The organism is Enterococcus hermanniensis (assembly GCF_001885945.1).
Classification (GTDB): Bacteria; Bacillota; Bacilli; order Lactobacillales; family Enterococcaceae; genus Enterococcus_A; species Enterococcus_A hermanniensis.
In genome coordinates, this window is record NZ_JXKQ01000001.1 from 368,336 (window position 1) to 383,371 (window position 15,036).

The window sequence follows — 15,036 nt, forward strand, 5'->3', positions numbered from 1 at the left end:
GTGATACCAAATTGATTCTTTCACCGATTATTCAACAAACGCTATTTTTTTAATCTTCTGAATTTTCAGTTTAAATAAAATAGATTATCGCTTGAATAACGTACCGATCTCTTGGCCAGCTAAAATATCAAATAGTACTTCTGGACGTTTGCCATTAGCTAAAATCATTGAAATGTTCGATGCTAACGCGCCTGAAGCAGTCTTTAACTTACTGCGGATACCGCCACGGCTAAATCCATCCAATGCTGGACTTGCATTTTCAATCAATGTTTGATCGATCGTAGCTAGATGTTGAAACATGGTTGCCTCTTCATTCATAAACGGATTTTCGGAATAAAGGCCATTGACATCTGAAAGCATAATCAGTAAATCCGCCTGAACAGCTTTTGATACTAATAAGGCCAGTTCATCATTATCAGCAAATTTCGCTAAGTGGTTCTCTTCATCGATCGTTACTGCATCATTCTCATTTATAATAGGTAAGATTTTATTGGCTAATAGCTCATGGATCGTTTCAGCAAAGTTTGCTTGACTCTCAGGATAGGCCAATACTTCACGACTTAGTAACAATTGACCAATCTGCTGATCTTCCTTTTCAAATGCTTTTTCATACAAACTAGTTAGTTTTCCTTGTCCGACAGCAGCTGCTGCAGAGCGGGAGACAGCACCTAGTTGTATCAAGCCAATCCCAACTGCTCCAGACGAAACCAAGATCACTTGCTTTCCTTCGGCCGTTAATTCAGATAATACGCAAGCCAAACGCGTAATCACTGATTCCGCGACCCCGTGTTCGGAAGATACTAATAAGCTAGTTCCAACTTTTATTACAATAACATTTGCATCTCTTATTTCTCTTCTCAACATTCGCTTCACCTTTTTATAATAACATCAAATAATATAGCTCTTTTTCAATTTCTAATTATATTATCATAACAGTAAATAAAAAAATAGCTTTTATGAAATAAAATTTTATAAAAATACTATTCACAATGTAAAAAAGAATCAATATAAACCCGAAAACACTCTTATCGAAGACCTTCATTACTTCAATAATCATATATCCATCCATTTACAACTAAAAAAGACTGATTTTTGGCTAAATTAGTCTTTTTGTCTTTTTTTATATTCTTCAAATCGAACAAGTACTTTTGATTAAACATTACAATCCATTATTCACTATAATCTAATCTATAAACATCCATTTAGTTTTAATAACTTAAACCTAAAATGTTTTATCCTAGCTTGTTTAGATTACAAATCGATACTTCAAAAGATGCTATGAGTCATTTTCGTTAAAACAACTGACTGCCATTTATAGCTATCAGCGAAGTATCTGAGCCATTCATGATTCTACTAGCTATAAAAACATATTTTTTGAACGATATAAAAAAACTTCTATTGAGTCAATCAATAGAAGTTTTTATTTAAAGCAATCCGAGGTTTGCTTTCCAAGTCAATAAACGTTCGACCGATTGATCTAATTGTTTCTCGCTATATTCACCTTTTTGGATAGCCGCTAAAATATAAGGGATTTGGGTGCTGTAACTAGACGATAAAATCATATCATTTCCAGCTTGCAAAGCTTGCAGCCCTGCTTCTTCTTGTGAGATAAAATTAGCTAAACCCGCCATATCCATATCATCCGTCATGATGACTCCCTTAAAGCCTAATTCTTTGCGAATCGTATCATGAACAGGTTTAGAGATTGAAGCTGGACGCTTGTCATCGATTGCTTGAACGATATTATGTGAAACCATAATGCTGTCAGCTCCTGCTTTGATTCCTGCTTCAAAAGGCAAAAAGTCATTCTGACGTAAATCATCCAATGAACGATCATCCGTCACAATTTCAACGTGCGAATCCCGGTTGTTACCATAGCCTGGGAAATGTTTCAAGGTCGATCCGATATTTTGTTTTTTCATTTCATCGACACTTAATGTCACATATTTACTGGTGCCCGCTGCGTCCATTCCAATCGTTCGATCATAGATAAACGATTGCGGATCTGTCGAGACATCTGCATCTGGGAACATACCGATTTGAATGCCTAATTCTTTGAAGACTTGTGCTTTGCGATCGATATCTTGGGTAATCCCATCCCAACCATTCGCTTGATATTGCATTTGCGGACTCTCAAAAGCTGGTGAGACGATTTGATTGCGACTCAACCGACTCACGGTTCCACCTTCTTCATCTGAACCGATAAACATTGGTGTTTGGCTAGCCGCTTGATAACTAGCGATGGTTTGTTTTAAGTCACTTTGTCCCTTGCCTGCCATATCTCGATCAAACAAAAGATACCCACCTAGGTGGTATTGTTGGATATCAGCAATTTGATTTTCTTCAGGTACTCGAGCCATAAATAGTTGTCCGACTTTTTCTTCGACTGACATCCCATCCATCGTTTGTTTTACTTTTTCTTTGACACTTTTATTTTTGGTGGTATCCTCTTTCGACGTTTTCGTTGTTGACTTGCTAGTAGTCGATGATTGACTGCTGTTTGCAGCTTTTTTTTCTGAACTGCCACAGGCGGCAAGTGCAACGATTGAAGTCATCACCAACAAACTAAATAACAGACGTTTCTTCATGTTGATCCCCCTTTTACACATGGTTATTTTAGCACAGCTATTAGCGAGAAGCGCCTATTTACTATTAACTATTAGAATCTGCTCATAACAAAAAAATGGAACGAAAGTAAACATTACTTTCGTTCCATCGCTTCTTTTATCTAGTCTGAATCGCTACGTCGTTACGTACACGGTAGCCTTTTCCCCAAATCGTTTGGATGATTTCTTGATCTGTTTCCAAACATTCTAATTTTAATTTGATATTTTTTACTAACGAAGAAAGCTGTGCTAAACGTGATTGAGAGACGTCACCCCAAAGTGCCATACATAAATCATCGCGCGAAACAATCTCACCAGAGTTATTACGTAATATTTCTAGCACTTGTAATTCTAATGAAGAGAGGTTGATCAATGTCATGGACGTAATATCCCGTTCTTCTTCCCCGGCAAAACAGCGATTAACCTGAACCGGTCCAAAAGGTTTGCCCTGATATTGTGTTGCTACCGCAGCTAATTGTTCTCGTAACAATTCAATCGAATCACTGCTTTGTACAAATCCATTTAAGCCTTGTTCATATAAAATTGCTTTTTCATCTTCTGCCAATGAGTGATCGACTTCTCGTAAAACACTTTGTTCACCTACTTGTAATTTCGGTAACAACAATTCCATTTCGTAACTAGAAATAGTTTCTCCGATGATCACGATTGGAAAATAGTTAACAAAATCAGACACTTGACCAGTTGCTTGTAATTCTTCCAAGATGCTTGTTGAACAGAAGAATTCATAATTTAGATGTTGTAATTTTGTTGTTAGAATTTCTTCCGCTAAAATATTTTTAGTTAAAACTAGTACCCGAACCATTTAATCGCCCTCATTTTCTATTCAATAATTATTATAAATTGAATATAACTTAAAACTAAGCGAATAAATGGTCTTATTTTATATGATATTAAATAAAATTATGAACATTCCTCATTTTTCTGTTTTTTTTAACGTAAAATAAAGAAAAAATCGCGATTTTAGTCGCGATTTAGACCGTAGCATTGTTTAAGTTTTTCTTACGTTTAATAGCTTTTTCAAAAATTGGTAAGTTGAATTGTTTGTATAAAGCACCTGCTACAAAATAAGCGATATTAAAGTCAATCAAGCTATGAATGAGTCCACCAACACCCATTAAAATAAAAATGGTATACATGTATCCTTGTGAGTAAAAGGTCTCGGGCATGTTTCCCATAAAGTAAAAGACCGAGACTACCAACATCTCAGCTACAGCATGGATCAAACCAATTATTAAGTTAAACAATTGGAAACGTCCATTCGCTAAGGTAAATTTCCCATTTTTCAAAACAATCTCGGGATGCCTTTGTAAATACGCGGCCCCGATTACGGCAAAAATAAAATGAGACAATGCTCGCATGGCGATAATCGGTGTCGTGGAAAGGAAGAAACCAAAGGTGGTTCCTAAAACGACTGCAATGGCGACTGCTGGCGAGAAGAACATGGCAATAAATACCGGTACGTGACTAGCTAATGTAAATGATGCCGGTCCAATCACGATTTTTGGCATGACCATCGGGATCAGCACTCCTAATCCAATCAATAACGCTGAGATCGTCAACTGTCTTACTGAATTATTTTTCATTTTTATCCTCCAAAAAAGTGTCAAGACACATAGGTTTGACTTTAGTTTAGTTCAAACCATTTTAAGTGTCAAGACACATGAGACTTTTTATTATTGTACCAATTGATTTTCTAATTCAGTAAGATGTTGTGCCCATTCAGTTGCATTTATTTGGTGTTTTTTCACATACCGATTTTGCGGATAGCGTGCACACTCAATCGAACAAGCTCCTAAATATTTTACTTCATTTTCTTCAGATACTAACATTTGACGATTGCATTCGGGATTACTGCAATTGATATAGCGTTCGCAAGGCGTTCCATCAAACCACTCTTTCCCAATAACTTTTTTGTCTACTTGGTTGATTTCGACACTGATACGTTCATCAAAGACATACATCTTCCCATCCCAAAATTCTCCACGAGTTGTTTCATCTTTCCCATATGCTGTGATTCCGCCATGAAGTTGGGCCACATCTTCAAAACCTTCCCGCAATAGCCAGCCAGAGAATTTTTCACACCGAATACCACCAGTACAATAGGTGACAATTTTTTTATCCATAAATTGTTCTTTATTGTCACGAATCCAAGTAGGTAATTCTCTAAAATTCCGGATTTCTGGGCGAATTGCCCCACGAAAATGGCCCAAGTCGTATTCATAATCGTTGCGAGCATCGATCACTACCGTATCCTCTGAAACAAGTGCTTCACGAAAGGCTTTGGGCTCTAAATATTTCCCGGTTATTTGCTTGGGATCGACATCCTCTTCTAGATTCAACGCTACTAGCTCTTCACGTGGACGAACGAATAATTTTTTAAACGCATGCCCTTCGCTTTCATCCATCTTGAAATAGGTATCTTTGAACCGTTCATCGGCTAACATTGCGGCCATATACTGATTCGTCGCTTCGATTGTTCCTGATAAGGTCCCGTTGATTCCTTCTGAAGCAACTAAAATTCGACCTTTCAAATCTAAGTCACGACAAAAGGCTTTGTGCTCTTTGGCAAAAGTCTCCGGATTTTCAATAGTTGTATAGTTATAATATAGTAATACACGATAGTTCATAGTTGTTCCTCCTAAGTTGTCTCACCCTTTTTAAAAAGGTTCTCCGATCCTGTACGTTCGTTCACTAACTCTTTTTTGAACCTATATTTGATCAGCATTTTTTTAATCTTTTACTACTATAGGAGATAGAAATCGTTTTTTCTAATTTGATGCTTGTAAATTTTTTTACAAAGAGTGACAAAAAACTTCTTCTTTATAAAAAAGATTGAGATAAAAGTATTTTCTACTTTCATCTCAATCACTTTGCTTTATTGTGCTGTTTGAGTAGTTTGTGTTTGATCCGGATGCGCGGCTAAATATTGCGCAACTCGGTTTTCAGCATTCGCCTGAAGGTTATAATAATAAAAACTAATATCGTTATTATGATATGAGCCTTGTGGGAAAATCTTACGCGTGCTTTCAGGCATCGAATATTTTGCTTCATCTGCTGTCGAGCAGACGACTAAGCCACGAGTCGCATCGACGGTTGCATCTGCTAGATTCATTTCTTTCGTATAATCGCCAGAATCATTTCGAACATACGAGCCTAAGTTTTCTGCTGCACTAGCTGTCGTTCCATCGGTTGTCCAATTGATTGGGTTGATTGCTAATGCACCTTCATCCCATGTAGGTAACTGACCAGTAAAATCAGAAGCGACCGTATTATACGAAATCACAACGCCCGTATCATCGGCTCCGGTTGCAAATTTAACTTGCGGATTATCATTCATTTCTTGCTGTGTCACAGATTGGCCGATCACATAAGAGGCAATCATTCGGTCACTGACACCTGGGTTTTCTTTGAAATAATCGTACATGATCGCTTTAAGCATCCGAGCACCTTGTGAGTGACCGACTAAGATAAAGGGACGATTATTATTTTCATGTTTGATATAGTAATCAAACGCAGCCATCACGTCGGCTTTTGGCACACCATCGACATATTCATTTTGTTCTGTTTTTGATTTAGACAATAACCAATTAGCATCTAGTTGACGATAATATGGAGCATAGATGTTTCCGCTCGTTTCAAAAGCTGAACCTTGACTAGCTAAAAATACTTGTGCGCCAGCTCGCATACTAGCATTATCGATTTTTGCGATTGGTGAAGCATTTTTATCTTTTCTGGCATAGGCACTTGGATACAACATGAAGACATCCGCCTGATTCGTGATTTCAGTCGGTTTTGACAACCAATTATCTGCATCGCTATAGTCCGTTGCTTTGATGGTTTCGCCGGCTTTTTCTGGTTCGTTGTCTTTGACTGAAGTTTTACGCGTTTCTTCTTTTGGTTCTTCTTTATTATTCATGGTGGTATACGCGTAGTAGCCACCTACACCAAGTACTACCACTACAAGCAATCCTATGACTAATTTTTTCATTTTTTCCTCCAAATAAAACGATTTTATTGTCTCTATTATAGAAGAGATCGGTTTTAATTGCCAAATTCTATGTGGATTTAATGAAAAAATAAAAAGAGCTCTCGCTCTTTTTATTTTTGTTTATTCGCTTCAAGCGCGTTTGATAAACGGGCAAATTCTGCTAATGACAACGTCTCACCACGCCGTTTTGGATCGATCTCTGCTTGTTGCAAACTTGTTTCTAACCAATTTTTTACTGCCTCATCTTTGCCATAAGTATTCAATAAATTGTTCCATAATGTTTTACGGCGTAAGACAAATGCTGATTTCGTTAGTTTGAAAAATTCTGTTTCATTCGTAACCTCAACTGCAGGTTTCTCACGACGAACTAAGCGTAAAATCGCGGAATCCACATTCGGTTGCGGAATAAAAACGGTCTTAGGCACGATAAATGCGGTGGTTGCTTCCATATAATATTGAACCGCGATCGACAATGAACCATAGGCTTTTGTTCCTGGTTTCGCTGAGATTCGGTCAGCAACTTCGCGCTGCATCATTACCACCATTTCATCGACAGCTAATTTCGATTCTAGAATATGCATCATGATCGGTGTCGTAATATAATACGGCAAATTGGCCACGACTTTGATTGGACCTTTTTGATCAAAATAAGTCGTTTCTTGATTCAAATCGACTTTTAAAATATCGTTATGCACGACTTTGATATTATCATAAGGACTTAAAGTATCCGCTAAAACGGGAATCAAACGATCATCAATCTCAAAAGCTAACACTTGATGAGCTGCTCGCGCTAAGTGTTCGGTCAAAGCTCCGATCCCTGGTCCGACTTCGATCACATTGGTTTGTTCATCAATCTCTGCAGTAGCGACGATTTTTTGTAAAATATTGGGTTCCGTCAAAAAGTTTTGACCTAAACTTTTTTTGAAGGAGAATCCATATTTTTGTAGAATCTCTTTAGTTCTAGAAGGCGTTGCTATATCTTTGTTCACAAGGTTTCCTCGACTTTCTTCATGGCCTCATGTAATTGAGCTTCCGTAATCCGAAACATTCTCAAACGTTTTTCTAATTGTTTGGCATTCGTATAGCCAATTTTCAATTCATCCCCAAGCTTTTCTCTACGTTCTCGCGCTTGAGCTCCCGCTATTAAACCATACTCTAACAAGGTTTGTCTAGTTATTTCCGCTTCATCGCTCTCAGCTGGTGTCACCACTTTTTGCAAAGCTTCGATGATTGCCTCATCACTGGCATGTTCGACGCCTAAACTTGCGCCGCGCTTTTGTGGCGCCGCCATCCGACGCGATAAAAAGGCATGTTGTGCATCGGGGATAACTTCCATGATCGTTTTGCGGATTTTCTCACCTGAAAAATCAGGATCCGTAAACACGATGACTCCGCGAGTAGCTTGAGCATGTTCAATTTGTTCTAAGATATTCTCATCGATCGCTGATCCTCGTGTCTCGATCGTATCTACATCAAATACTTCTTTTAATCGTTTGGTATCGTCTTTGCCTTCAACAACGATGATTTCTTCGATTTTTTCTTTAGCCATGATCACTGATCCTAAACAAGCGATGAGCATTTTCAGTCGTTTGATGTGCGACTTCTTCCCAAGGCAGATTTCGTAATTCAGCAATTTTTTCAACGACATAACGTGTATAACCGGGTTCATTGCGCTTGCCGCGGTATGGCATCGGTGCCAAATATGGCGCATCCGTTTCTACCAATAGCTTCTCTATTGGAACGATGGTTGCTGCTTCTTGGACATCCAGCGCTTTTTTAAAACTCACGACGCCAGAAAAAGAAACATGCATACCTAAGTCTAAGAAACGTTTGGCCCATTCCCCACTTCCACTGAAGCTGTGCATGATCCCACCGATATCACGGATGTCTTCTTCTTTTAAGATTTTATACGTATCTTCTAGGGCTTCGCGCGTGTGGATACTAATCGGTAGATTCATTTCTTTAGCAATCGCGATTTGACGACGAAAAACGCGGTCTTGGACTTCTTTCGGATCTTCCATCCAATGATAGTCCAAACCGATTTCTCCTAATGCCACAACTTTTGGTAAGGTCAATTTTTGGATCAAGTCCGTTTCGATTTCTTTTGTATAACTGCCCGCTTCTGTTGGGTGCCAACCAATGATCGAATAAACTCCTTCATATTGTTGGTTTAATTCCAGACTTTTTTCAATCGTTGGGGTATCAAAACCTACGACGGCCATCTCAGTCACACCTAATTCTTGTGCGCGTTGGACAGTTTCCGGAATATCATTTTCAAATTGCTCTGCATTTAAATGCGTATGCGAATCAAAAATCATTTAATTTCCTCTTTTCTTTCTATTTCCTAGTGATCCATTGTGAACAGATGTCTACCATACAATAGCACAAAATCCAGATTTTCTCATTCTCTATGAAAATCCGTCAAAAGACGGATGCGGATTGGAAAAATTCCTTTTATACTTGCGTATACCCTCAGTTTAGGGTTTTACTACATCACTTTGTTCTAACCAAGAATTTTACTATATGAAAGCAGGGATCACATGCCTAATTTTCAACGGGATTATCCAGAGACCGCACATTATCTGAAACAAAAATATCCTGAAAAGTCACCGACTAACAGCATCTGGCATTGGAGCATGCTGGCTTTATTTAGTTTACTTGCTGTAGCAATCGTCAAACAGCAGTTACTGTTGATCGGCCTATTGATTTTGATCAGTGCACTAGCTAAGGGACCAGGAATGTTGCTTTTCGGTGCTATTTATTCCATGTTAGTCAGTCTCTTCCCTCCGATCGGAATCGTTTTATCAGCTTTGTTCTTTTTGTTTAACTTGCGTTTGTTAACGAAAAGTTGGCGCGTCAATGCAGTGACCGCTTGGTTTTATCTATACCCTTTAACCATGAGTTTATTGCGCTATTTTACTCATTGGAACGCTTCATGGCAAATTGGTTTGGAACTACTCCCAGGATTGTTATGCCTACATTTTGCTCTATTGAAAGTCTATACCTTTCACCCTAGTGCCAGACAAGTCGCTTGGACGATTTTAGCAGCTCCTTTTGAATTGGTTGCTTTACTTTTACCAAAACGCTTCAAAAAACCTTTCACCAAAACAGCTGTAGCTAAAAAAACAACTCGACTAAACCGTAAAAGCTAAAAAAACATCAGCGATGGGAATCATCGCTGATGTTTCGTTTTATTGATTCTTTCAATCTACTTGGCAGTTCGAATAGTTACAAATTTTACTTCTACATATTCCTCGACCCCATATGAACCATTTTCACGGCCAAATCCTGAATGTTTGACCCCACCAAATGGTGTCGCCGAATTTGAAATACTTGTATCGTTAACTCCGACCATCCCGTATTGTAATTTATTGCTCACATTGTCGATCGTATGGATATTGGTTGCAAAGAAATAAGACGCCAAGCCAAACTCTGTATCGTTTGCATCTTTGATTACTTGCTCTTCATCTTCAAAAGTAATCAAAGGAATCACCGGGCCAAATGTTTCTTTATAAAAGATATCCATTTCTTTTGTTACACCGTCTAAAATCGTTGGTTCAAAAAAGAACCCATTAGCATACTCATCCTTATCTAAGCGATGACCACCTGCTAAGATTTTCGCTCCTTTATCAGTCGCATCGGCTAATTGATCCGCTACTTTATCAACACCTGCTTGATTAATCAACGGTCCCACCGTGGTATCATCTAAACCATTCCCCACAGTAACTTGCTTGATTGCTTCTACTAATAAATTGGTTACTTTTTCTTTGATGTCTTTATGCACAAAGATTCGATTGGGCGAGGTGCACACTTGACCATTATTGATAAATTTTGTCTGGATCAACGTTTCTACCGCACGTTCGATATCCGCATCCGGAAAAATAATATACGGGGCATGTCCACCAAGTTCCATTGAGACATTTTTTAAAGTTGGCGCAGCTTGTTCATTCAACGTTTGTCCCACACCTGTTGATCCTGTAAATGTAATTTTTTGGACTTCTTCTGATTCTGATAAAATTTTCCCAATTGTCGAAGAGTCTCCCATCACGATATTGACGACTCCATCCGGAAATCCGGCTTGATCGAATAGTTCCATTAGCGCTAATGCCGATAAAGGCGTTTGTTTTGAGGGTTTCAAGATAACGGTGCAGCCTGCTGCGATTGCAGGAGAAATTTTACGAATAATCATGTTCGAAGGAAAATTCCATGGAGTGATTGCTCCCACGACACCGACTGCTTGCTTGCGAACTTGCCACTGATTCGTCACTGGTGAAGGGATGATTTCACCAAATAATCGCTGGCCTTCTGCGGCATTCCAACGTAAATTTTCCACATTAGTCTGAATTTCTCCCTTGGCCTGTGTCAGCGGTTTTCCTTGTTCCATTGTCATAATAGTTGCTAATCGATCGGCATCTGCTTCCACCAAATCAGCCATTTTATTCATTAATTTCGCTCGTTCGGCAGGTGATTGGCGTGACCAATCAGTAAAGGCTTTATTTGCAGCTTTTATAGCAGCGTAGGTCTCTTTTTCTCCTCCAGCCTGAACCTCTGCCAGTGTTTCTCCCGTAGCAGGATTGATAACGGCTGTTGTCCCTTGCGATCCATCGATCCATTTTCCATCAATATAAAGACGGGTCTCGACTGTTGGTAATTCTTGTTTTTTTGTCATAAAGCTTTCTTCCTCCTAAGTTTCATTTGTATCGATCTAATTTTCCAAAAAATTATTCTTTCAACACATGACTCATTAAATGTGACGTACTCACAGATAGCGGAATCAGGATTATGCTATTTCTACAAAAATTTTATTTCTTATTAAAGCCTAACACGCTTAAGTTTAAAGCTCAAAAAATCCGCTTATTCAATGATTAAAAAAAGCCCTCCTCGTTTAACGAGAGGGGCTTTTTATTTTTTATCCCTTATTCATAAGGTATTACCGATACTTTCTACGATAAACGCTATACACAATACTCAGTAGGCTGCCAATGCCAAAAGCTCCAAAGGCAATTCTTGTGACTATTATTCGTTTGGTACTCCCAGTTTGCGGCAAAATGCCACTAGGTTGTTTCTGATTTTTCACCTTCACTGTGATCAAATTTTTTTCTGTTCCAACGCTCCCAGAGCCTGCTACATTAGGACTCGTTGGAATAGAAACTGTTCCATCATCGAAAATTTGGATCATCACTGGGTCTTTCAAGCCTTTATAACCCTCTGGGATCCCGACTTCGGTTAATCGATACGTGCCTGGTCGTAAACCTTTAAAAATAAAAGTCGTACCTGATGACACGCGTTCATCATAATCAGTTCCTTCAAGTCTGAACGAAGCACCAGCTAATTCTTTTTCATTTTGGTCAAGTTTATGGACTTTCAAAGTAAAATCCTTTAACTTATTGGTTACTACTAAAGAGGTCACTTCTCCATCCATCGTAACGTTTAATCCTGTACCTGCCTGATTCTCTGTTACTTTTAGTTCGATCTCAGACATTTTAACATGCCCTGTCGGAACATTCGTTTCTTCAATAATAAATTCACCGAGTGGGAGATTTGAGATCTTCACTTGACCACTTGAATCTGGTGTAAGTTCAGCAATTAGTTCTTTTTGATCGGCTTTACGTATCACTTTAAATGTTGGTAAATTTTTATCAAAAGGTGTTTTACCATCGTTGCCGTATTTATAAAAACTAGCTTCAGTCAACATCAACTTATTCGTCAAGATGATTCCTTCCGTTGGCAATGTCTCTACGGTAAATTCTTCACTGTTAATGCTCGCTTTTTCATAGCCTGTGACACGCTTTTCTTCAACCACACGATAAATAGCATCGTCCTTTTTGACGGTAAAGTATCCCCGCCAGTCATTATTACCAGTTAAATTTTTCGTACTGATCGATTGCCAATCACCATCCACTTGTTTTTTCTGTAACGACACATTGATACTAGCTGCTCGCAACGTCCAATAGTCTTCTAACGTTTGTTGTTTATCCACCCATTTTTTTTCAACTGGAATTTGAATTTCTGCCTCTTTTTCGCGTGCTGAAGGCACCCCAAAATCCAATGCAACATTGTTTTTTTCAGGTGTTGGTTCAAGAATTGTTCGACCATTTAGTTGGTACCAGGTATTGGATTGATATCCATCCGCTTCTTTCTTTAAGCGGACCGTATATTCTAATTGAATTTCTTGTTGGTCGTACAAATTAATATTCTCAACCGTTATCGTCTTATCTGAAACCACAGGATCGTTTGCCATCTTACTTGCTTCAATCGCTGGGACGTCTGCTTTTTTTACTTCAGTGACTTTAGGTGTTCCGACTAATTCAAACATCTCTCCGATTGGATCGGTGATCTTCCCTTTGTTGACAGTATAAATAACGGAGTTGAACCATTCCTCAAAAGAAGTCTCAAACTCACCCGTCGTGCTGATGTTGTGAAAAAGATAATCACTGGCATTGTCCGATTTTTCGTCCGTATTAGCTTTTTTTGAAGCGACGCGATATAGCCCCTTGACTAGATCAGCAGTCGTATGCACTTCTGAAGTCAAGGTCTTTTGCACATTGATCGCAATTGTATGGATTTCCATTCCTTGCTCTCGGATATCAGCAGCAGTAGAATTCATCGGCGTTAGATGACTGTACATTAATCTACTTATGCCTGTTACCCTATGTCCTAAAGGAATATAAACAATCCCAAATCCACCTGCTGGATTTCCTTGCAAGTTGCTGCCAGTAGCAATCGTATTTTGATTATACTTCGTAAAGCGCATGCCATCGTAATAAATGGACGGAGCTACATATCCTTCTAATGGTTCCACACTATAATTAGGGGCGCCATCGGTCATTAAAAAAATAACTTTTTGACGCTCAGGATTCCCACTAGCGTTCAGCATACTTTGCGCATCCATCAATGCTTTTTGTGTATAAGTATTCCCATTAGAAGTAGAATTTTTATACGCATTTACCAATCCTTGCCAATCAGATTCCGCTTCAGACATAGGAATGGTCTGATTAGCAAACTTAGGGTCTTCAGAAGACGAATAAATGATTCCACCGATTCTTAAACTGCCTGCGTCTAATTCAGCAGCTTTGAATTTATCGATTAGTTTTTGCAGAGCACTATCTGCAAGTGCTTTTTTCGTTTTTCCACCAATATTTCCTTCTGTTAGAATCATGGATCTAGAATTATCCATGACGATACAAATATCTACACCAGATTTAGCAATCGTATTTCCTCGGACATTTAGCCGAACTGTAAATTCATCTGCTTTCGCGGCCTCGCTAGCATACTTACGTAAGCTGATATCGGGAGTTTTGGTTGCTACACCATAATTGATATAAGAATTCTCGTAATTATTCGCAGAAGTATCCCAACTAGTCAACCCATCCCACGTAGTAGAAGTTTCATCTCCTCCTTGGTGATTGAGTACCGCCGTTTGTCCTATCGGTTGCCAAGAATGTGTTGGATAGATACTCTCTCCCACCGTTGTATAATCCGGTTCTTTATTCGTATAACTTTTTGGTGTTATCCTAGTCAACCCGTTATAAGGAACTGTAGTCGCAGAGACAGGGGTCACTTCACGTGGTCCAATAAACTCCTCTGAGGAAAGAGTTTCTGTTTCTTCGGAGGTCGAGTCATTTTCATTTGCCTCAATTGTCGTCACGGAAGCGTCTTGGATTGTTAGTTCAAAAGAATCATTGATTTTTTCTATTGTTTTTTGACTACTCTTATTCTGTTTTTTAGCGGTTGTTCGTTCATACATTTGTACAAGTAAATGAAGTTTTTTGGTTGATTTCGGCAACTCAATCATCAATTCATCCTCAAAAGAAGCAGAATAATTCTTTTCAACTAACCAATCCTCCTCTACAACCATATTTTCATTCACCGGATACGCTATTGTTTGTCCTTTTTCATCCAGTATTTTTAATTTTAGACATTGCTCACTATTTTCTGCTTCACTTTTCCGACTAAACAATATCCGCCAACGATTCGTATTTTCTTGTGCTGAATACTCATAAGAAAGATTAAGACCGTCTTTTTGGATCAACTCTGTTTTCGTTGCTGAAGCATAGCTCGGCACAACTGCGCTCCACACTCCCCAAACGTAAGAAAGTAGAAAAATCCCGACTATGAACCAATACTTTTTTTTCATTTTTTTGCTTTCCTCCTTTATCATTATTCCTGCCTACACTTCTTATCCATAACAATATCTTAACTGATTAGAAATTCCCTCGTTCGATAGAACCTATTATTAAAACAAGTTATTTAACGTTTCATTTTCACTTTTAATACAATGAATATTATTAATTAAATGTTATGCTACTCTTTTTTATAACTATAAATTAAAATTAATGAGATTCATTTATCCTGAAAAAAAAAAATTTTTTGAATACTTTATAAAAATATACTTTGTACGTGCCATCATCAGCACCTGTT

Annotated in this window: 12 protein-coding genes; 1 reads left to right on the top strand and 11 read right to left on the bottom strand. The window is 38.4% G+C overall.

Annotated features, from left to right (window positions below; genetic code table 11):
• Window positions 1–84: 84 nt before the first annotated feature.
• The 9 genes from proB to RV04_RS01800 form a co-directional block, all read right to left on the bottom strand.
• Window positions 85–864, bottom strand: coding sequence for a glutamate 5-kinase (proB, locus tag RV04_RS01760; protein ID WP_245791028.1), 780 nt, complete (start codon window positions 862–864; stop codon window positions 85–87).
• A 560-nt stretch (window positions 865–1,424) separates the two neighbouring features.
• On the bottom strand, window positions 1,425–2,588 hold the full coding sequence (locus RV04_RS01765; RefSeq protein WP_071856754.1) for a glycoside hydrolase family 3 protein: 1,164 nt from the start codon (window positions 2,586–2,588) through the stop codon (window positions 1,425–1,427).
• A 136-nt stretch (window positions 2,589–2,724) separates the two neighbouring features.
• Entirely contained in the window at window positions 2,725–3,429 is a 705-nt protein-coding gene (locus RV04_RS01770) for a winged helix-turn-helix domain-containing protein (protein WP_071856755.1), read from the bottom strand.
• Window positions 3,430–3,598: 169 nt separating this feature from the next.
• Window positions 3,599–4,210, bottom strand: a complete 612-nt coding sequence (locus RV04_RS01775; RefSeq protein WP_071856756.1) for a hypothetical protein — start codon at window positions 4,208–4,210, stop codon at window positions 3,599–3,601.
• A 90-nt stretch (window positions 4,211–4,300) separates the two neighbouring features.
• The gene (gene trhO, locus RV04_RS01780; protein ID WP_071856757.1) at window positions 4,301–5,254 is read right to left on the bottom strand and encodes an oxygen-dependent tRNA uridine(34) hydroxylase TrhO; all 954 of its coding nucleotides are present in this window, start codon (window positions 5,252–5,254) and stop codon (window positions 4,301–4,303) included.
• A 248-nt stretch (window positions 5,255–5,502) separates the two neighbouring features.
• Entirely contained in the window at window positions 5,503–6,615 is a 1,113-nt protein-coding gene (locus RV04_RS01785) for a DUF3089 domain-containing protein (RefSeq protein WP_071856758.1), read from the bottom strand.
• A 110-nt stretch (window positions 6,616–6,725) separates the two neighbouring features.
• Entirely contained in the window at window positions 6,726–7,604 is an 879-nt protein-coding gene (gene rsmA, locus RV04_RS01790) for a 16S rRNA (adenine(1518)-N(6)/adenine(1519)-N(6))-dimethyltransferase RsmA (RefSeq protein WP_071856759.1), read from the bottom strand.
• Window positions 7,601–8,164, bottom strand: coding sequence for a ribonuclease M5 (rnmV, locus tag RV04_RS01795; protein ID WP_071856760.1), 564 nt, complete (start codon window positions 8,162–8,164; stop codon window positions 7,601–7,603). The genes rsmA and rnmV overlap by 4 nt, the downstream gene beginning before the upstream one ends.
• The gene (locus tag RV04_RS01800) at window positions 8,157–8,933 is read right to left on the bottom strand and encodes a TatD family hydrolase (RefSeq protein WP_071856761.1); all 777 of its coding nucleotides are present in this window, start codon (window positions 8,931–8,933) and stop codon (window positions 8,157–8,159) included. The genes rnmV and RV04_RS01800 overlap by 8 nt, the downstream gene beginning before the upstream one ends.
• Window positions 8,934–9,155: 222 nt before the next feature.
• On the opposite strand from RV04_RS01800, the gene RV04_RS01805 reads away from it, so the two are divergent.
• Window positions 9,156–9,767, top strand: a complete 612-nt coding sequence (locus RV04_RS01805) for a hypothetical protein (protein WP_071856762.1) — start codon at window positions 9,156–9,158, stop codon at window positions 9,765–9,767.
• Between the two features lie 56 nt (window positions 9,768–9,823).
• Here RV04_RS01805 and RV04_RS01810 read toward each other — a convergent pair whose 3' ends face one another.
• Both RV04_RS01810 and RV04_RS01815 read right to left on the bottom strand, forming a co-directional pair.
• Entirely contained in the window at window positions 9,824–11,284 is a 1,461-nt protein-coding gene (locus RV04_RS01810) for an NAD-dependent succinate-semialdehyde dehydrogenase (RefSeq protein WP_071856763.1), read from the bottom strand.
• Window positions 11,285–11,545: 261 nt separating this feature from the next.
• A complete protein-coding gene (locus tag RV04_RS01815; RefSeq protein WP_071856764.1) occupies window positions 11,546–14,752 on the bottom strand; it encodes a SpaA isopeptide-forming pilin-related protein in 3,207 nt (1,068 codons plus the stop codon).
• Window positions 14,753–15,036: the final 284 nt, after the last annotated feature.

Bases quoted from the DNA above. Each gene is read 5' to 3' on its own strand.
- proB (WP_245791028.1), bottom strand. From the start codon at position 864: ATGTTGAGAAGAGAAATAAGAGATGCAAATGTTATTGTAATAAAAGTT.
- RV04_RS01765 (WP_071856754.1), bottom strand. From the start codon at position 2,588: ATGAAGAAACGTCTGTTATTTAGTTTGTTGGTGATGACTTCAATCGTT.
- RV04_RS01770 (WP_071856755.1), bottom strand. From the start codon at position 3,429: ATGGTTCGGGTACTAGTTTTAACTAAAAATATTTTAGCGGAAGAAATT.
- RV04_RS01775 (WP_071856756.1), bottom strand. From the start codon at position 4,210: ATGAAAAATAATTCAGTAAGACAGTTGACGATCTCAGCGTTATTGATT.
- trhO (WP_071856757.1), bottom strand. From the start codon at position 5,254: ATGAACTATCGTGTATTACTATATTATAACTATACAACTATTGAAAAT.
- RV04_RS01785 (WP_071856758.1), bottom strand. From the start codon at position 6,615: ATGAAAAAATTAGTCATAGGATTGCTTGTAGTGGTAGTACTTGGTGTA.
- rnmV (WP_071856760.1), bottom strand. From the start codon at position 8,164: ATGGCTAAAGAAAAAATCGAAGAAATCATCGTTGTTGAAGGCAAAGAC.
- RV04_RS01800 (WP_071856761.1), bottom strand. From the start codon at position 8,933: ATGATTTTTGATTCGCATACGCATTTAAATGCAGAGCAATTTGAAAAT.
- RV04_RS01805 (WP_071856762.1), top strand. From the start codon at position 9,156: ATGCCTAATTTTCAACGGGATTATCCAGAGACCGCACATTATCTGAAA.
- RV04_RS01810 (WP_071856763.1), bottom strand. From the start codon at position 11,284: ATGACAAAAAAACAAGAATTACCAACAGTCGAGACCCGTCTTTATATT.
- RV04_RS01815 (WP_071856764.1), bottom strand. From the start codon at position 14,752: ATGAAAAAAAAGTATTGGTTCATAGTCGGGATTTTTCTACTTTCTTAC.